Below are 17,610 nucleotides of genomic sequence, written 5' to 3' on the forward strand. Positions count from 1 at the left end.
TTATTCAAAATAAGATTTTTGAGCATCTTCAAGCCCTTTGTTGTTTTCTGCAAAATCCTTAGCTAGTTGTTTCCCGTAATCGGCACCTTCACCCGAACCACTTTGACCTGGTAATTGGCGACCTGAATCCTTGAATTTTTTATCAACGGCAGCTTGTACACCTTTGCTATACACCTCTTCAAACTTTGCAAGGTTAGCCGTTGTCGTTTCCTCATCATCACCAATAAAAAAGTCAATAATGCCGTCTGGAAGGTTCTTTTCTTTTGCAACCTTCAAGGCTTTATTGACTAATGATTCACGGTTACGTGCTTTTTCAGCGTCTTCAATTTGTTTACGGAGTTTTTCAATTTCTTTTTGTTCTTGTGATTTCTCTGGATTACGCTTTTTTACTTCTTCCTCGATCAACGATTCCAGGTTGTTTTGCTTCCACGTTTCAAGCCCCTTCGTAAAATAGCTATCTAAACGTGGTTGAATGAGTCGTTTTCCATCGGCAGTATCCAAGAAACCTTTCACCTTATCAGCTGATACGGCAGAAAGTTCTCCAAGATACGCTTTGACATCGTCTTGATCTTTATTTTCAGCAAGAAACTTCTTAACATCTTCTAATTTCATTTATTTTCCTCCTTTGCCCTCTACAGTTCTCGCCTGTTATGAGTGCATAAAAAATAAGCCTTTTTACGCCATGCTTAGGGCAAGTTAAAAAATGAATCAACTTATCTTTTTTCAAACCCATTTAGGTGATAAATACAACCCTTTTTATGTTAGTGGTTGAATACTTGATATTGAGATATACCTATCAGGAATAGTTATTCCCCTATTTCTTCTTAATACTTGAACAACTGGGGCTAAATGTCCTCCTATGTAGTCCTTTATTGGAATGTAAGAGTTGACGTAGGCTTGGGTAGCTTCATAACCATTTTGGCAATGATACCCCAACCCTAAAGGTTGTTTTCCTGTTATTCTCCAGTATTTACACTCTATTACATGTGCGTAATCTGCTATATAAATACCTGGATAATCAAAGGGAACTTCAATTCGCAAAAGTACATTACCAATATAATTCTGAACTGACTCAATACCAAGATTGCCAAAATAAATGTTTTGTTTTAGCCACTTAGGAAAAGGCTCAAGGAACCCTTCTACAAGATAACAGTGCTCAAATTCTTGGGGTGGTTTTGGGCAAGCAACTGGTCTATAAGAGTAAAGACCATTACTAAAAATACTTTCTAGCTTATCTTCTTTAGTAAAATGATAAAAAACAATATTACTATTGGGTAAAGTCTCTACTAACTGTGTGTCCGTTTGGAACCCTTTTTCTCCTAACGTCATGCCCTTATTCGTTAAGAATTCATCAGCTAAACGTTCCTTTTGACCCAATTCAATCACCCTATCTATAATTCCTTTTCTTCATTAAGTAAGCCTCATCTTACAACTATAAATTATAGACTAAATTCAGTAGCATGTAGTCCATTAATATGCTTCGGTCATATCTTTAAGCACTAAAGAAACAACTTAATTGTTATAACAAGAACCTGTTATCAAGCCATGCTTCATAAGACATCCAAGGAACCTTCATACTTGGAGGACTGATTTCTTTTGTAGCAAGCTTTTCGGCCTGTTTCTCAGTAAATCCATCAGCTAACAATCGATCCATTCTATCAGCTATTTTCTGCTGATACTTGGGATCTTCATAGTTACGAGCACGTCTTACCTCCGGAAACTTGCCATTCACAAGGAAAATAACAGCACATCTGCAGTTGATATCCTCTGAAGCAACACCGAATAGATGCGGTCCCTTTGTCTTTAATCCCCGGATATGAAAATAACCCTCATCATCAGCCTTTTGTCCATCTAAGCTTCTGTGAGAGCTTCTTGTATGAGAATCTAAGGTAGAATTCCACGCCTTTTCCAAGTCAGCATACTTAGAAGCTTGGTCTGCACTATCTAAACGGCTGACGGTTTGCACCCTTCCCCCTTCGGTAACAGCGACGTTCCTGGCTTTGTTCCGGCTAAAATTGACGGTGTTTTCAATTCTCCTTGCCATTCTTGAATAATCTTCACCAGCAAGCAATCCCTGTGTGATTTCAATACCTATTCTTCTTACAATCTCGTTCCGATGTGTTTCCATCAACTTCGGCAATGTGAGCTTGGGAATCGGATTTCGAATAGCTGTTTTAAGCAATTGTGCTGAAGGAATCGAGTAATTCATCAACTGCTGGCTTTCAAACTCATAGAGAAAAGCAGAACGAAGATAGTTTTCCAAGTAGGTTTTCTCCATCAATTCTTGCATAGATTGGAGCAAATACTTGTAATGCTCCGTCATCTGTTCGGAAATGAGAGCCATTTCCTTCTGATAACGATTGAATTTATTTAAGGCAGTTATCGTAAGTTCTCCACCTTCCGAATACTTTCGATACATCTCGGCTATTTGAGCCAGAATGTCCTTCAATCGCTTGGCAAACGCCTTGTCAATGTCCTTTTCAGCCGTTTGAATCATTTGGTCTAATAGTTTATCGATCTCCTGCTGGTTCCTGGTCACTGTCATCTTCACCGCCTAACGGTTGCAAATGACGGGCGTATTCATCTTGTTCCTCTTCCATTTTCCTTATCTCAAATTGTACGTCATCGACAAATGAGAGCTTGCTCAAACGAGTTTCTTCACTCACTTGTCCCCTAAGTGCAGCTGTTGCCTGTGCTTCTTCAAGGACGTTTTCAGGAAGGTTTCTCTTAAAGCTAAACCAAACTTTCAAATAATCTTCTTGTGCCACCCCATTCCGTTTACTCCATGCTGAAAATAAGACTTTAAATTGATACCTTAGCGTTGAAGTCATCTTTCTCTCTAAGGTGATACATTTATTTTCTAATGCTTGCAACTTGTATTTAATAGCAACACCTGAACTATTACCAGAAAAGCTTTCGTCATCAAAATTTACTGACTTTGAAAGACGGATGATGTTCTTCTCTAACCGATCTAAATGGTGCTCGATCAATGCATCGTTGATATCTTTCGTCAAATACGAAACATCATCTTTTTCATCAAATAATTCGATGATTCCTGACTTCTTCATACGCTCAAGCGTATCTTCATCGGCTCCCATTCCCTTTAAAATGAGATAAGCCAAACGATATTGTTCTATCTCATTACTTGCATCTGACAATGTTCGATTGTAGGCATCAATCAGAGTTAGAACACGTTCTGCATCCCCCATTAATTCTTTGTTGTTGGCAAGGCCGAATAGAGGATTGAAGTCAAACATATGCGCTTTTTGCTCACTAAGCTGCAGTTCTCCACTTTCATTAGATCGAAAGAAATAAACCGTCGAATCATCGTAAAATTCCGCAGCTTGAAACCCATTGGCATCCTTGTAATACCAAAGCGAATAGGTAGGCTCGCTTATGTTGTCGCCTAGAAAAATAACCTGCCAAGGATCGATATTCTTGATTCGCTCATTGCCTTCGGTATCGATGTAGATTAGCCTTGCTGCCTTACCACAAATTGCGGCCATCTTTCCAAGTTCTGAGTCCTCATCCTCCACATGATTGCGCACATTAAACGAATCGATCATGTCATTGATCGGTGAAGTAGTTCCCGGTTCCCTTTTATCATCAAACTCATATGTGATCGGATGGCCAAACATGTAACCAATCTTTGTATCGACAATTTCGGCATCAAAAGCATTTGCTAACCGATTATTAACCTTATCGTCTATCCTTTGAATTTTTTCTTTTTCCGACAAGTCCATTTTAAAAGGCGTCCGTTCTAAGATCGGTACGCCTTCTGGTTCTGATTTATATCGTTCATAGAGTTTTTTAATTCGATCGTGATCTTTTTTATCTGCTGAGATCAATTCCATAACAATCTCTTTTGTGATCCCTGTGTTTTTGATCTTGTCAATGTACCGATTTAGGTTCATTAGTCTCCCCTCCTTCGTGATGGTCTATTGTGTGTGTAAATGGCATAACGGATGGAGTCTAATACGTCATCCCATAACTTCACAGGTTCACCAGTCGTTTCATTCCAGACATATAAAAAGATCTCTTTTTTGAAGAGATCCACTTTATCTTTCACGATATATAATTTGTTTAATTTTAAGAGCCTCGCCACTTCTTCGATTCCTGAAATAATAGATTTATCAGCGTTGAATGCTCTAATATGTTCACGTCTAAAACGTTTCACATGTTCAGGACGTGCTGAATCACAATAAAAATTAATATTTCCATAGCGTTCTTTAATACCTTTAGCGATTTTAACCCAATAATCAATCTCTTCATGCTGTTTGGCGTGTTCTTCTAGTACGTAAAAGTCACCTTGATCATCCTCACCAATGACAACAATGGAACCAGGATGTTCGTAACCCCAGTCAACACCAGCAAAATGTTTAACAAATCGTTTATTCTCAATCTCTTTTGATGATACATAATGAATCTTCTGATAAAAATCCTTATAAATAACACCTTCTGCTGCGACCCATTGACCAAATATGTCACGGTCTGTAAACATTCCTGTGGGTGTTGATGCAACAATGCTTTCCACATATTCAGGATCCAAAAAAATATTGTCGTAGAGAGTGAAGTGAAATGCTCTGATATTTAAATGGCCACTGGCTAGTGTTTGCCCATCTTTATCGATGTAATCTTCTTTAACAGAATGCGCCGGGTTCTCAGGGTTGGTATCCATAATGATTCTTGCACCTTTATAAGAGCAACGAGAAATAACCTCTTTCACGAAGGAATCATGTAAGGCTGTACCTTCGTTCATTAAAGCACCTGCTGCTGTAAAGCCCCTTGCTTTTTTCCATGAATCTGATTTCGATCCATCAAACACATAGATTTTATTACCAAACAATTCAAAGGCATTTGTCTTATCAAGCTTAATATCTTTGCCGATGATACCTTCCATGTCGTTTAGGATGTTACGCCAAATACTAGAATAAGTCGCGCCACCAATGATGAATGATAATCCCTTCGCCTCAAATTTAGCCACAAGAGCCAAAAACAAGAGGATAGCAACATAAGTCTTTCCAGCACGCTTTGCGCCACTGAGAATGAGTATTTTTGGATCTTCAACACGAACACTCTCGACAACATCAATCTGCTTTGGAGTTAATTCCATTGACTAACCCCCTTAAAGCAGCAGCAACATCCTTTTGGGTTTCTTCGTCACCTTCTGATTTGTTGAGTTTGTTGATTTCAGCTTTCGTTTTCTCGATACCAAGTCTCATTTGTTCCAGCTTCAATCTTCTTTCATCATCCTCATGTGCTAGCTCATTAAACTGCTTGATCAAACTTCTAAGTTCGCTCATCGCCCGTGATTGGGCATTTAGGAAAGTAGCATGACGATCCCAGGCAAATTGAATCTCATATTCTTCTTCAGATGCCATATCAGACTCTTTCGTTTTCTTGAGCTCTTTTGTTAGTTCATCTTTATCCTGCACAAACATAATTTGCTGTGCCCGAATGATGGCAGCATACTGAATCTGTATCTGATCCCAAATTAAATCAGCTGCCGAACGCTCATCCATGCTTTCTATGATCTCAAGCGTGTCCTCTGGTAGATACTTTGAGAACATGCCGTGAGTTTTAGCAAAGCTGTTGCGTTTTGGGAATTTGTTTGACGGATTAGGATTTCCACTCCGATTTACTTGTTTTTTACGTTTTTTAGGAGTTGCATCCCTAATCTGATTGGTTGCATCCTTTTTGGTTGAGGTTGCATTTCTCGACCATCCTTCACGGCTCTTTCTGCTTTTTAGAGTACCAAGTTTAACACCGTATTTTTCAGCTAGAGCCTTTAATGTGATGGATGAATTCTCATATTCTTCTCTAATCTGCTGCCAGTTCATCTACATTCACCTGCCGCCTCCTTCTTAATTAAGTTTGTTTTAGAAAGGATATTCCCTCTAATCTGATCCATACTCAAGCCGAAGCCGCCAAATGTCTATCCTAAGATTTACCGGAATATATAAAAAAGCACCCATGAGAACTCAGGATGCTTTTATCTTTCATTACTATTTGATAAATCTTGTCTTAGCTGTTCACGCCTTTCTTCATCACCTATCCTGTTGCTCTCCGGACGTAAACTTACGTCGTCTTCATTAGCTATAAAAAAAACAGCCATCAGGAGTTTAACAATTCGATAAGTTGATATAACAAAAAACAAGACAAAGAAAAACCAACTATAGAATAAAATCTTCGCACAAATTGTTTTTTCATCTAAAAAGATTTGCATTACACATGATAGGGCTACCACCAGCAGTCCAACTGCAAACGATTCATTAAAGTAATATTTTAAGATTGACGATCCTTTTCGATTAAAAATAGCCTTAACTATGGCACTGTCTTTTATGCTCAATAAAATACCTAATAGCGCTCCCAAAAAACCAAGTAAAATTGCACTGAAATTCACAGTGCCTTCTAGTACTTTATCTAAATTTTTAATATTATTGTCCACGCCGAGCATATATAAAATAAATACTGCTATAGCACATATAACTACAGGAATAATTAAATGGGCAACATTTATTTTAATATTTTCATTGTTACCGGCCATGTACATTCTCCCAATCTATTAATTTCTTAAATAGGAACTAATAACTCTTTGCCTATTTTTACACTCTTCGTTAGCGCTATATATAATCCACATTTCTTTTGCTATAGCATGATGACTCAAGTGCTCTCGCCTCTCCATTCTAAAAGTACAAAAATCATGTGCTTTATGAGCAAAGAGATCAATTAATTCAACCCTTGTATCATCATCCTCTGGTCTTCTAACTAATTCTGCTCTTGAAAAGTATTCACTATTTTCCTCAATATCTGACAGAGTATCTGAAATAGTATCTGTATTTAAAGAGCTTTTTGTATTCCCTACAGTAATTGTGACTTGCGCATTTACTCCATCAAATTTCTCAAAATTCGAGAGAATTGATCCAAGAGGTGATTTAAATTTATCGATTAGCCGTTGTGAACTTTCGACTGTTTTCAAATCAGCAAATCTCAAATTAATTTTTCTGTACTCTGATGACTTTTTAGCCATCTCAAAAACATTCGGAGGACAAATTGGTCTCAAATATATCGTTTCGTCTTCTGAATCCCAAAGTATATTTAGATATTCTTCAATGCCTTCTGGACCAAGACTGTACTTATTCCTTTGTAACATTAAAACATGATTAACTTCATCATATAGTGCAGTAGCTTCTTCTCCGATAAACTCATCATCTTCTAGCTCTAAGGGTTCAACTTTGGTTGTGACCGTTGCTGTTGCTGGAATAGTATCCCTAAGTCTTAGAAAATGCAAAAAATAAAATTTTAATTCGTCATCCCAATACGTATCATCTAGTCTAGCTTTTTCCTGACGATAATTAAACGTTCTTGCTTCTAATGATTTTTGTTTGGCTTTCCTCATCCACTGAGATAAGTCAAAAAGTCTATCCCTCTGTGCTTGTCTGTCATCTTTTTTTCTAAAAACTACATGATAATATTCAAATCTTATTTTTTTCTGGTTCATTTTACACCCCCGCCTAATTATCAGCTAAAATTGGAGTAAATGGAACTATTTTCGACATTTGTCGAACGATTTTCATGAGTGATATGACCTGCAATATGTTCTTAGCCAGCCGCAAGGTTGGCTCTTTTTTCGCACAAATAAACAGGGAAGCAGGAATAACCTGCCTCCCCGAACCCGCCTTTCATTTTACACTGCCTGGTGATGATGCCGCAATTTTGTCCCTTCTGTCCCATTTGTAACATTTGGAACATATTCTGTTAGCTGATCGACAATTGAATCTTTCAATCTGCCAATATGTGAATGTGATAACCCCATATGCATAGCAATCCACCTATAACTTTTCCCCTCAAGCAACCAGTGCAGCACCTCGATTTCCCGTTCTTCTTTAATGGCCGGCAGACGGTCCTGAATCACTTTCACCTTCTCCTCATACTGGGCTACTTTCTTGAACCGTTTTTCACGCCTGACGACCTCTCTAAAGACAGGATCGCTTGTGGTACCCTGTGGCTTAGGCTGTCCTGATTCTATGCCATATTGAGCCGTTAAGCCCTCTCCTGCGTCATTCATGGAGTCTCTTAATATCTTAATGCTGTTGATCATCCAGCTGTAATCTTTTAATATCTTCTCGATTTGTTGTCTATTCATGACTCTGCCCCCTATTATCGTTATTTTACCCTGTAAGCTCCTCCACGCTTTCGAGAAAGTATTTGTCTATCAACGCCCATCAAATCCCTGAGATCACGTTCAGAAAGATTCTCATCACGTTTTTTCGATACTTCTCGTTTCTTCACTGGCTTTTGCCTATTCGCCATCTGATATTTTTCTAATTCCTCCTGCAGCGTCCCCATAATTAACCCCCGATCAAATAAAAAAAGGACACCAATCCAAGCACTAAAAGTGCAAAGATCAGTGTCCTCCAGTTAGCTGGTAGAACTTTATGTTTTTTATTTTTGTTTCTGATTGCGGCGTAATTTTAAACCAGTACTAAAAACTACACTAAAACCTATAGAATAGATTAAACTTTTAACAATATCATCACTTTCCAGACTCCCATCAAAAATATAAAAGAAGAGCATTGAAATTATAAAAATACCAACAAGTAAAACCATTCCTAATTTTATATAACTATTCATTTGCTTCTCCTTTCTAGCAGGAATAAAAAGCTATCAGTTTATTTTACTGATAGCCTTTTAAAAAGTCATGGGCAAATTCGATCAGTAGCTTCGATACATCCTACTGCAAATATCAATGAACACATAAAATTACATCCGAGTTCTGGCATTTCAAAATTCTTTATTGCATCCCAAACGCAAACATAATAGCAAGCCCAAAAACCTGTTGCACCACACAGTAAACCGACACCAACCTCACAACTTCCATAGCCTTGTGTGCTTACATCTCCATTACTTTTTGATTCTTCTAATTGCTTTGTGAATTCTTTACTAGTTACTTTTTCACCAGTGGAAGTTGTAATCATATGATCACGATCGACAACGAAATCAGTAAGGGTTTTTCCATTAGCAACAATTTTCAGATTCTTTTTATCATTATCATGAGCAACATAAATCTTCTTTTCTAGTTTGATTTCCTTTGTTTTTAAATCAACACCATATTGAACTACAGCTAGATTCTTATTTGATTCCCTTGAAGGAATGTTTACAATTCCCGTACCATCTTCAAGAATTTCAACTCTAATCAATTTTTGATTAACTTTTTGAATTTCATTTTTTTTGGTTGCTTTAAATTGTTTAGAAGAGAATACAATCTGTTTGGCTTTAGAGATATCCTCCTTTGAACCTTTTGAATCAGGTAAATCTTCTCCATTAGGCAAAGCTTTTCCGCAGGTTGGACAATTGGCAGATTCATCAACTTTGGAACTCTCAGCTTGAACACTTAAGCTCGGCATTACTGAAACTAGTAATGCCATAAATGACAGAGCTACAATCTTCATTCTTTTTCTGAATATTGACATATCCTCAACCTCCTTTTTTTATACATTTTTCATGTTAACATACAAAAAAAGGTAAAAAAAGAAATGATGTGTTCATTATATGATTGGATTTATTTCATATTCCACCTTAAATTATTTTAGGTGGAATATGAAATAAAATTAAAACTCTTCCCCTTCGTCAAACTTAACGCGTTTCACCTTACCCTGGTGAGTAATGATCTTCGTCTCACCATGTGGGGGAAGCTTGGTCATTTTTGCGGTTCCTTTGCATACAACAATTGCAAAGTTTCCCTGCTCTTCCATCATATCAACTTCTAGTTTCATTGTACTAGGATCAATTTTCAATTCTTTCAGTCTCATAATGTTCCCCTCCTAATAAATGGCCAAAAGTCGATACTCATGCTGGTTTCAATAGCCCCCAACGTATCTGTTCTTCCACATCACCGGTCGATCACATCATTGATTCGAATAACCATTTTATATCTCTCTTGCTTGTCCATACCCCCTGACTCCTTTATTTTTTTACGGAATTTTTCGTATATAAAACCTCTCCTTAGTCAAAGCTTAATTTAGATAATACGAGGAGCATTTTAAAGATGAACAATTTATTGGATAAATTAGATTTAACTTCAAAAGGACTATGGTTTCCTATCGTTGTAACCATTTTGTTATTTATAACTGTTTTAATCGTTCCTAAAAAACATATTACCTGGAGAGAAGTATACATCACGTTTGGTATTTTGGGGTTTGCTACCTGGCTAAGTGATACTTTAGTTGCTAGAGTATTTGACCTTATCCATTTAGGTAATCCAAAGGAAGCTGGAATAGGCGATATACTATCCTACACCTTTATACCAACTTCACTGGGTGTATTGTTTTTTAATTTCTTTACTAAGAAAAACAAATGGAAATTGACAATATTTTTTACAGTACTCTCCCTATTAGTTGATATTGGAATGCAATTATCCGGGTATATGGCGTACAACGGCTGGAATTTAATTTATTCAATTATATTTTATCTCTTTGCCTTTAGATTTCTATTACCATTTCACATTAGACTTATTAGAGGAAACTGAAGTACTTTCATCCAATCAACCCCGGCAGCAAAACAACAATCCCAAATAGCAAAACGACCCCAGCCCCAGCGAATGCTGCCGTCAAAGCCTTTTCCCGTTTCGCCATTACCACACCATTAGTCACAACGAAATCTTTGTTTCGTTCAGCTAGAGCCACGATATATTCAGCTGGCACCTTATATTTCTTAGCCAGATAATCCACCGTCAGCACCTGATTTTTCGATGCCAGGACACTATGCAGAATTTGCGTTTGCAAAGACATCATTCGGGATCACCTGCCAGTGCTTTTAGTGCAACTTTGTACATTTGATCTGCACTATGGATCGATGGATTTGTTGTAATGTCAATCAAAGCTTTATAATAGCGTTCATTTTCTACGTTAACAGTCTTTTCAGCTTGCTCTATGAGATAATCAAATGACTCCTTCCTTATTTCCACGATGTACGTATCCTCAAATATCGTTGTACGTATGCTGGCTTCATTCACAATTTCCTGTAATTTATCCTCCATAAGTACCTCCAAATTGGATCAGAACCCTGTTACAATGAACTTCCTACCCGCTATAGTCCGGGCTCTGCTCGGGCTTTTTTATTTTTTTGACCAAATTTTTTGCTCAATCATGTCTAACGGCTTCGGCTTTTCCTCTGGAATTATCGGATGCTTGGCTATGTACGCCAGCCGTTCCTTTTCACTCATTTTCCATGTAATAACCTCGCCCGGAAGCTGATCATTTCTATTTTTTGTACTCATGCCGCAACCTCCTTCACTAAGACTTCAATACCAGGTGATTCCGCATAAACCTTGTAAACTGTCATACTGGCAACCTGGTTATCATCTGTCCAGATCAATTGATTAAGAGAGTCAAACAAACCCTTGGTTAAATTATCAATATCAGGCTTTTTACAATGACGAGTGCCGACGGCTTCTGCTTTCTTTTTGCCGCTCCAACTAGCCGGGATTGGCATGTTAAACCATATTTCCACATGAACCGGACCCGTAAAGAGCTTGTGCCCTTTCAGTTGCTGTTTCAACTGCCACTGGATAGCGCTTTTGTAAGCTAAGTACCTTTGAGCATTTTTATCTTTGAATTTGCCTTTATGTGTCATGCGAACGGCTCCCATCGGCACGATTGGAATGGTGAATTTGTTCACTCCACCGCCTCCTGTAGATATCCAAAAATGCTGCCTTTTCTTCCTGATAATTTTCCTGTATCCAGCCTGTCATAGATCAAGATGAATACATCCCTCGTCGATCTGCCCATTAACTTGGCAATCGTGTCGAGTGGTGCCCCATCTTTCCAAAGCTTATCGACCTCTTTGACCTGTTCCTCTCTCCACGCAAAATCCGCGTTTTCTAAGGCGATATAGAGCATTAAGCACTTTCCTTTCTCGCTGATTCAATTTCATCTATTTTCGCTTTCAACTGGTCAATGATTGGCTGCAGGTCCGTTTCTGTTGAGCAATTGGGGCAAGGAATAAACCGAACCCCAAAAGACAGCTGCTCGATAATTTTCTTTTCTCCGTTGCATAGTTCACACACTCTCTTTCCCCTCCTTCAAAAAGTGTCGTTTTCGGTAATCAGATCCGTTCATAATAACCGGCGTCGTGTTCTCCATGATCCTTGAGAATAGCCTCGCTCTATCTCTAGTTGCTTCGAAATCATCAGATTGCAAATTCGTGGTGAACACATTGTGTTTTCCAGAGCGTTGGTCCAGCAGTTCAAAGAGCTTTTGCGCTGACCATCCGTTTAAATCTCCTTCAGCTCCGATATCATCAAAAACAACCAAATCAGCAGCATACAGGGCTTTTACGAGTTGCTCTTCCGTTACCTCTGAATGATTGTTATATGTTCCCCTGATCTTTGTCAGAAGCTTCGGAATGGAGATGAAAATGGAACTATACCCCCGAGCCACCAGTGCTTTTGAAATCGATATGGACAGGTGGCTTTTCCCGGTTCCGAAAGTTCCTTGGAAAAAGAGGTTGGACGGCTGTTTAAGATCAAACTCTTTTACAAAATCCACTGCTGTTTTGAATGCCTCTGGAAACTTTAATTGGTCGAATGTCTTGAAATTTGCTTGTTCCAGTGATTTATTCACTAAGCTGTAATCCTTAAAAATCCGTTTCATCCTGGCTTGATCAGCTTCTTTTTGCTCTTGCTTCACTATTTCATATACCGGGCAATCGCAGCCAATCTTACTGGACACCGTTTTTCCTTTGCTTGGCCCTATCGCAATGACCGTTGTAAATTCCTTTACGATTTCACCACACCCCGGACATTTATACTGATTAGTGATCTTAGAATCCGTATTCGTATTTGCTCCCTTCTTGAGAGCTTCCCGGAAGCTTTTCAAATGTGCCGCCTCCTTTGTTTTTCAGTTTCATCAAGCCTCGCCGCGCTTCATGTTCATTCGTATTTCGCATGATGCCGAGAGTATAGCTTTCTTTTTTGTCATCGTGCTGCTCAACATGCTTCCACATGGCGTAATGAATCTGGTTGGCCGAGTATTTGTGAATCTTCTCAATGAATTTCACCAAGATGTTGGCCGATACCGTGCAAGTTGATCTGGTCAGTCGAATGCAATCAAAATATGAAACTATAATCTTTAAATTGGCCCCCTGTGGCAGAGCGTTGGTTTGCGAAGCAAAATCAACAAAGGTTTTAATATCCTCGATCGAGCTCAAATTTTTGTTTTTCACTGGAGCATCGACGATATATTCTTTTAATGTTTTATTGATGTTTATAATGCTGTTTATAAATGCTGTTATACTAATAAGATGTCCTTTCTCATGTCCCTCCTCTTGTCCCTTCTCATGTCCCTTGTTAATTTTCACATCATCTTCAACACTTGTTATATCAATGATCTCTGGAATATCCTCATGTCCATTGCCATTGTTTTTCATATCATCCTCATGTCCCTTCTCTTGTCCCTTAATTGAATCTTTTTTCTTGTAAAAAGTTAGGTTTTGAAGATTTTCGTAATCAACAATTGTGATCAAGGTTCCTCGTTTCTGAAGCAATGTTTCCTTGGTGATGTATTCTTCTTTCTCCAATCTTTTTAAAGAGAATGAAATCTCTTTTCTCGTCCAACCAAGTTCTTCTGATAAGTGAGTAATTTTGATTATCGTTTTCCCTTTTGATAATTCCGCCTTATCCCTGTATTCAGCCCTTGACAATAGGTACTGGTAAAGCATTTGATCCCTAACATATTTGAAGCGTAATCGGGGCTGGATCACGAACCCCGACGCCTGTATTCCACTTTCCATGCCCCGATCTCTCCTCATTTCTTTTTACAAATCGCCGTCATGCCCTCAATTCGTACCAGCTGCAGACCGGGCTCATTCTTGTTGAGATAACCTTGTATGTACGCCCGGAATAGCTTTTTCCTTTCGTGATAACCTTCAGTTAGCCAAACGTAACAGTATGGGATTGGGACTGTTTCTAGTTCTTCTTTCATCCGATCAACTCAGTAAAATGAATAATTCCATCCAGCTGCTTTGTCCTACGGCAATACCTGCATTTTTCACAACGCTCTGGCTTTTGGCCGCCATGTTTGACTTGGAGAATACGATCCATTTTCTTTTCGATATCCTCAAGCTCCACGGCCATTCGACTTTCATCGATATTGATCACTGCATTATCCGGTGGATCTTCTTTAGAGACTCCGACAATCAAAGGTTCCAACCACTCAGACCGTCCAGTCATTCTCTTTTCAATCTCCGCATATAGCGCCATTTGACCGATATAGCCGTATGCTTCAACAAAAGAACAGTAACCCAACTCGTTGTCCCAAATCTTGCCCCGTAAGGCTCTAGTAGTCTTTAAATCAGCGAATCTTCCAGCGTCCGGATCATATACATCAATCTTTCCTTTCCAAGGGACACCGAACAGATCAGCTGTAATGATTTCCTCTTTTCTTCCTGTGAGAACAAACATACAAAGTGGATCATTTTGAATCGTTTCGATCATGATGTCTGCCAGCTGATATTGCTTATAAAGCTGACCTTTATTCGTGAATAAAGCTGGCGTATTCTGTTTAAACTCGTCAAACGCTTCTGGACCTTCTAACCAGGCATGAACATAAGACCCGAAGAGAAGGGCCTCACTGGAAGGCTCCGTGTACTCTCCGTTGATCTTCGCCATTGTGGCTGCTTCACATTCAAGGAAGCTCTTAAACTGTGAATTGGACATGTATTGCTGATCAATCTCGCGACTATAGTAATTTTTCTTGTTCAAATGCAGAAGGCTTTGCATCCTTAGCACCCTCTTTCGGCTTATCCTCTGCTTTCTTCTCAGCTTTTGATGACTCTTTTTTCTCAGGTTCAGGAGAAGATTGTTTCTGCTTAAAGGCTTCCTCTGTTTTTGATTTCGTAGCTGTACTTACTTTCGTATTGAAATAATCCTCTTTCTTGGCCATCCCATCACGTAGGGAAGTGTAAATCCTTCTGATCTTCAAGAAATCTTGCTCAGTAAAGGCATCAGCATTGCTACCGATATATTCCTCGATCATTTCCTTGGTCACGCCATATTCGGATTTAAAGGCGCTAAATGCTTTTCGTAAACGATCTTCCAAAGGCTCCGTATGTCCACTCATTAATGTCTTTTGGCACATATCAACGGCAGCATCTACAATGTCTCCTGGGATAACACCAAGGATGCAGGCTCTTACCCTTCTTGCACCTTGGTTCGCAACCATTTCGTAAATGTCTCTTGGATCCGTTAGTTTGCTAATATTGCCCCTTGCTTTCCTTTCGTGCTTGACCGTAAAAATCTTAGTTTGACGGGTATTTGTTTCAAGATCCCAAGCATAGGCCATAACTGAGGATTCACCATTTTTCTGTTCTAACTCCATGATTCCGTAATCGAGGTTTCCCCAGTTTTGAGCAAGTGCTTCAGCAAGTCGTATAGATGGACCAGAAACCTTCTGATTCCCTCTTGGATATTCGTACACTGCGCTCTCGGCCAATAGCTTACGGCCACAAGCCGTTTTGATCCGTTCGAAGGCTTGATACGTATCACGTGGGAACTTCTTCGCAATCACCATGGCAGCTTGTACCTCTTGAGCCTGTCTGCTCACCATAGCCTCTGTCGTTACACTGGAAGCTTGCTGCTGAGGTGGCATGTAGTCTGAATAATCAACGGTAGATAATCCGTTCACGCTAAACCCACCTTTCTTTTATATGCCTCTGCACCGAGGCTCAAATACTCGTCATATTGCGCCTTGCTAGGGAATTGGAATACTGGTTTTCCTTTGCGGTAGCCGATTGATCCCCCTGCCAGTGTTAAACGTTGTTGAGCTTCCAAACGTCCGTCGAATGCAGTTGTGATTGATTTAGCCATGCTTTACCTCCTTGTGTTTTTCAAGGCAATACCGTACAATGGAAGTACGAATACAGTAACGGCATCACCTTCCTAGCTCGCATCTCCCCATGCGGGCTTTTATAATGTCTGAAACTTAAACCCATACTTCTCAGACAAAAACTTCTCTAAATCATCCTTTAAGACCATTTCGCCGTCTTCATCGATTACGACATCATCACCAATTAAAATCTCATTACCGAAATAATCAATGCCTTGATGTTCTTCCTGAGCTACCATATCGGCGTATCCAGTACGATTGATACTAGAGATTGCAGGATGTTCAATATTCACGTTTTCACCTTCTTTCTGATGCTTGAGTGCATCGCCGGACCAGCAAAGGTTTAAGTGAGGGGGATAAGTCCTTCACTGATCCGACGACAAACACAAGCTTGTCGCGCTCTACTGTGTGCGATATAATAGAGCTATCAATTATTCAAATTCTTTAACTTTATTGGCATTGAGTTGGCGCTCAGTGCTTTTTTTCTACCATTTCCACGTGTTCTCTGATTAATATGCAGGTTCGTTCGATCCCTAATGCATACCAGTATTGGTTTTCATCGATATTTGATCTGGATTTTTCGTCTTGAGCGTAAATTTCAAGCGTGTCAGCCAGCCAAAGCATTTCTTCTTTTAATGTCCTTTTCATTAATCGATCCCCCTTTTCAAGACAACTTCTACATCAATACCTCTTGCTTTAAGTACATATAAGGTGGACCTCAAGGCATCGTTGTTTTTCTTTATTTCTTGTAATCTTTTGATCTCTCGAATGCTGTTAGCCATGTCCTTACGGCACCTATCCATTTCTTCAATACTTCCCTCGAATAACTGTTGTTCCATTCTTAAAATCAATTCGTGTAAACATTTTTGATGCTGTGCTGCTTTTACATAATGTTTGGGTAAAAAGTCTTTTGCATTCATATCATGGCTGCTTCCTTTCTCTCTTGTTTTTGTGGCATTGCTACGTGTTGTACAATGGCTTTTCTTGTCCACTGATCAGCAACCTCAACCATATTGAGATCAAATTCTCTACTTGCTGCATAAAAGAATGTTTTCAATGCGTCATCAATATCGCTTACTTCTCCAAAATCGGCTATCGGTAATTCCGATCGTTTGCCGGGACGTTGATCTAACATCCAATCCTCAATGTTTTCTAAGGCCTGTAAGGCTTGCCTCATTTGAATTTTCAGATTGGTTATGGCCCTAGCAGGCTTATTGTTCAATTCCGGATTAACCGGTGCTGTTGCCATAGGATGAAGTTTGAAAAGATAATGAACAAGATCAATATGTTCGTATGCGTCCAATACGGTAAACCATTTGATTGCCATATCTGGCGTCACCCGGATAAGTCCATTTTCGATATTTGAAATCTCCCGCTGATCACGGCGCATCAGTTGTCCTTGTTGATACTGGGATAACCCTCTGTCTTTTCTGACATGCCGCATAATCAAAGGTAGATTTTTGAGATTATACGGATTGTTCGTCATGTGTTCGCCCCCTGATATACATCGTTTTTGGTGATATTCTTTTATTAAGGAAGGAATTAACGATCAATTGCCCCTATCATTGAGTTTTAAGTTTTTCGATAAAATTTAGTCGATTTGTCATCCAACCTCCTTCTTTTTTGGTACATCTGAATACTTTTCAGCAAGCAATTTCGCTAGATGACGGTATGCTAGTTCCTGGACCTGTTCGAAACGAGGACCTTTTATTACGTTTACTTTCAA

Annotated in this window: 30 protein-coding genes; 1 reads left to right on the plus strand and 29 read right to left on the minus strand. The window is 39.1% G+C overall.

Annotated features, from left to right (window positions below; translation table 11 throughout):
* The 13 genes from JOC74_RS06395 to JOC74_RS06455 all read right to left on the minus strand — a co-directional run bounded on the left by JOC74_RS06395 (position 1) and on the right by JOC74_RS06455 (position 9,812).
* Complete coding sequence (locus JOC74_RS06395; RefSeq protein WP_053603500.1) at positions 1-612, minus strand: DUF4355 domain-containing protein; 612 nt, start codon at positions 610-612, stop codon at positions 1-3.
* A gap of 144 nt (positions 613-756) precedes the next feature.
* Positions 757-1,377: a hypothetical protein gene (locus tag JOC74_RS06400; RefSeq protein ID WP_225970347.1), complete on the minus strand. Its 621-nt coding sequence runs from the start codon at positions 1,375-1,377 to the stop codon at positions 757-759.
* Positions 1,378-1,519: 142 nt separating this feature from the next.
* Positions 1,520-2,545 carry a phage minor head protein gene (locus JOC74_RS06405; protein ID WP_053603501.1) on the minus strand — a complete coding sequence of 342 codons (1,026 nt, stop codon included), beginning with the start codon at positions 2,543-2,545 and terminating at the stop codon, positions 1,520-1,522.
* Positions 2,511-3,914 (minus strand): phage portal protein, encoded by a 1,404-nt coding sequence (locus JOC74_RS06410; RefSeq protein WP_053603502.1) that lies wholly within the window; start codon positions 3,912-3,914, stop codon positions 2,511-2,513. The genes JOC74_RS06405 and JOC74_RS06410 overlap by 35 nt, the downstream gene beginning before the upstream one ends.
* The gene (locus JOC74_RS06415) at positions 3,914-5,113 is read right to left on the minus strand and encodes a PBSX family phage terminase large subunit (protein ID WP_053603503.1); all 1,200 of its coding nucleotides are present in this window, start codon (positions 5,111-5,113) and stop codon (positions 3,914-3,916) included. Before JOC74_RS06415 ends, JOC74_RS06410 begins: the two co-directional genes overlap by 1 nt.
* Positions 5,088-5,840, minus strand: a complete 753-nt coding sequence (gene terS / locus JOC74_RS06420; protein ID WP_053603504.1) for a phage terminase small subunit — start codon at positions 5,838-5,840, stop codon at positions 5,088-5,090. Before terS ends, JOC74_RS06415 begins: the two co-directional genes overlap by 26 nt.
* 152 nt (positions 5,841-5,992) lie before the next feature.
* Positions 5,993-6,547 carry a hypothetical protein gene (locus tag JOC74_RS06425; RefSeq protein ID WP_053603505.1) on the minus strand — a complete coding sequence of 185 codons (555 nt, stop codon included), beginning with the start codon at positions 6,545-6,547 and terminating at the stop codon, positions 5,993-5,995.
* Between the two features lie 18 nt (positions 6,548-6,565).
* Complete coding sequence (locus JOC74_RS06430; protein ID WP_211086091.1) at positions 6,566-7,501, minus strand: DUF6731 family protein; 936 nt, start codon at positions 7,499-7,501, stop codon at positions 6,566-6,568.
* A gap of 186 nt (positions 7,502-7,687) precedes the next feature.
* Positions 7,688-8,146 carry a helix-turn-helix domain-containing protein gene (locus JOC74_RS06435; RefSeq protein ID WP_053603507.1) on the minus strand — a complete coding sequence of 153 codons (459 nt, stop codon included), beginning with the start codon at positions 8,144-8,146 and terminating at the stop codon, positions 7,688-7,690.
* 20 nt (positions 8,147-8,166) lie between these two features.
* Positions 8,167-8,349 carry a hypothetical protein gene (locus JOC74_RS06440; protein ID WP_053603508.1) on the minus strand — a complete coding sequence of 61 codons (183 nt, stop codon included), beginning with the start codon at positions 8,347-8,349 and terminating at the stop codon, positions 8,167-8,169.
* Between the two features lie 96 nt (positions 8,350-8,445).
* Complete coding sequence (locus JOC74_RS06445) at positions 8,446-8,634, minus strand: hypothetical protein (RefSeq protein ID WP_053603509.1); 189 nt, start codon at positions 8,632-8,634, stop codon at positions 8,446-8,448.
* A 65-nt stretch (positions 8,635-8,699) separates the two neighbouring features.
* Positions 8,700-9,473, minus strand: coding sequence for a hypothetical protein (locus JOC74_RS06450; protein WP_053603510.1), 774 nt, complete (start codon positions 9,471-9,473; stop codon positions 8,700-8,702).
* Between the two features lie 138 nt (positions 9,474-9,611).
* Positions 9,612-9,812, minus strand: a complete 201-nt coding sequence (locus JOC74_RS06455; protein WP_053603511.1) for an XtrA/YqaO family protein — start codon at positions 9,810-9,812, stop codon at positions 9,612-9,614.
* Positions 9,813-10,048: 236 nt separating this feature from the next.
* Here JOC74_RS06455 and JOC74_RS06460 point away from each other — a divergent pair, with 236 nt between their 5' ends.
* Entirely contained in the window at positions 10,049-10,528 is a 480-nt protein-coding gene (locus JOC74_RS06460) for a hypothetical protein (protein WP_053603512.1), read from the plus strand.
* Positions 10,529-10,535: 7 nt separating this feature from the next.
* On the opposite strand, the gene JOC74_RS06465 is transcribed toward JOC74_RS06460, so the two are convergent.
* From JOC74_RS06465 to JOC74_RS23870, 16 genes are all read right to left on the minus strand, one after another.
* On the minus strand, positions 10,536-10,790 hold the full coding sequence (locus JOC74_RS06465; RefSeq protein WP_053603513.1) for a hypothetical protein: 255 nt from the start codon (positions 10,788-10,790) through the stop codon (positions 10,536-10,538).
* Positions 10,790-11,038 (minus strand): hypothetical protein, encoded by a 249-nt coding sequence (locus tag JOC74_RS06470; RefSeq protein ID WP_053603514.1) that lies wholly within the window; start codon positions 11,036-11,038, stop codon positions 10,790-10,792. Before JOC74_RS06470 ends, JOC74_RS06465 begins: the two co-directional genes overlap by 1 nt.
* A gap of 78 nt (positions 11,039-11,116) precedes the next feature.
* On the minus strand, positions 11,117-11,278 hold the full coding sequence (locus tag JOC74_RS06475) for a hypothetical protein (RefSeq protein WP_192841141.1): 162 nt from the start codon (positions 11,276-11,278) through the stop codon (positions 11,117-11,119).
* A complete protein-coding gene (locus JOC74_RS06480; protein WP_225970348.1) occupies positions 11,275-11,679 on the minus strand; it encodes a RusA family crossover junction endodeoxyribonuclease in 405 nt (134 codons plus the stop codon). Before JOC74_RS06480 ends, JOC74_RS06475 begins: the two co-directional genes overlap by 4 nt.
* Positions 11,676-11,900 (minus strand): hypothetical protein, encoded by a 225-nt coding sequence (locus JOC74_RS06485; RefSeq protein ID WP_053603515.1) that lies wholly within the window; start codon positions 11,898-11,900, stop codon positions 11,676-11,678. Before JOC74_RS06485 ends, JOC74_RS06480 begins: the two co-directional genes overlap by 4 nt.
* Positions 11,900-12,067: a hypothetical protein gene (locus JOC74_RS06490; protein ID WP_098945219.1), complete on the minus strand. Its 168-nt coding sequence runs from the start codon at positions 12,065-12,067 to the stop codon at positions 11,900-11,902. Before JOC74_RS06490 ends, JOC74_RS06485 begins: the two co-directional genes overlap by 1 nt.
* A complete protein-coding gene (locus tag JOC74_RS06495) occupies positions 12,060-12,878 on the minus strand; it encodes an ATP-binding protein (RefSeq protein ID WP_192841142.1) in 819 nt (272 codons plus the stop codon). The genes JOC74_RS06490 and JOC74_RS06495 overlap by 8 nt, the downstream gene beginning before the upstream one ends.
* Entirely contained in the window at positions 12,823-13,791 is a 969-nt protein-coding gene (locus tag JOC74_RS06500; RefSeq protein WP_053603516.1) for a winged helix-turn-helix domain-containing protein, read from the minus strand. Before JOC74_RS06500 ends, JOC74_RS06495 begins: the two co-directional genes overlap by 56 nt.
* A 187-nt stretch (positions 13,792-13,978) precedes the next feature.
* The gene (locus tag JOC74_RS06505; RefSeq protein WP_312883778.1) at positions 13,979-14,779 is read right to left on the minus strand and encodes a PD-(D/E)XK nuclease-like domain-containing protein; all 801 of its coding nucleotides are present in this window, start codon (positions 14,777-14,779) and stop codon (positions 13,979-13,981) included.
* Positions 14,739-15,683 carry a hypothetical protein gene (locus tag JOC74_RS06510; RefSeq protein WP_211086092.1) on the minus strand — a complete coding sequence of 315 codons (945 nt, stop codon included), beginning with the start codon at positions 15,681-15,683 and terminating at the stop codon, positions 14,739-14,741. Before JOC74_RS06510 ends, JOC74_RS06505 begins: the two co-directional genes overlap by 41 nt.
* Positions 15,680-15,865: a YjzJ family protein gene (locus JOC74_RS06515; RefSeq protein WP_053603518.1), complete on the minus strand. Its 186-nt coding sequence runs from the start codon at positions 15,863-15,865 to the stop codon at positions 15,680-15,682. The genes JOC74_RS06510 and JOC74_RS06515 overlap by 4 nt, the downstream gene beginning before the upstream one ends.
* A 99-nt stretch (positions 15,866-15,964) precedes the next feature.
* On the minus strand, positions 15,965-16,177 hold the full coding sequence (locus tag JOC74_RS06520) for a YqaI family protein (protein ID WP_053603519.1): 213 nt from the start codon (positions 16,175-16,177) through the stop codon (positions 15,965-15,967).
* Positions 16,178-16,355: 178 nt separating this feature from the next.
* Positions 16,356-16,532 carry a hypothetical protein gene (locus JOC74_RS06525; RefSeq protein ID WP_158320299.1) on the minus strand — a complete coding sequence of 59 codons (177 nt, stop codon included), beginning with the start codon at positions 16,530-16,532 and terminating at the stop codon, positions 16,356-16,358.
* A complete protein-coding gene (locus JOC74_RS06530; protein ID WP_053603520.1) occupies positions 16,532-16,804 on the minus strand; it encodes a hypothetical protein in 273 nt (90 codons plus the stop codon). The genes JOC74_RS06525 and JOC74_RS06530 overlap by 1 nt, the downstream gene beginning before the upstream one ends.
* Positions 16,801-17,370 carry a helix-turn-helix domain-containing protein gene (locus tag JOC74_RS06535; RefSeq protein WP_053603521.1) on the minus strand — a complete coding sequence of 190 codons (570 nt, stop codon included), beginning with the start codon at positions 17,368-17,370 and terminating at the stop codon, positions 16,801-16,803. The genes JOC74_RS06530 and JOC74_RS06535 overlap by 4 nt, the downstream gene beginning before the upstream one ends.
* A 117-nt stretch (positions 17,371-17,487) precedes the next feature.
* On the minus strand, positions 17,488-17,610 hold the full coding sequence (locus JOC74_RS23870) for a hypothetical protein (RefSeq protein ID WP_264080176.1): 123 nt from the start codon (positions 17,608-17,610) through the stop codon (positions 17,488-17,490).

It is taken from the genome of Bacillus capparidis (assembly GCF_017832095.1).
GTDB classification, from domain to species: Bacteria; Bacillota; Bacilli; order Bacillales; family Bacillaceae; genus Bacillus; species Bacillus gobiensis.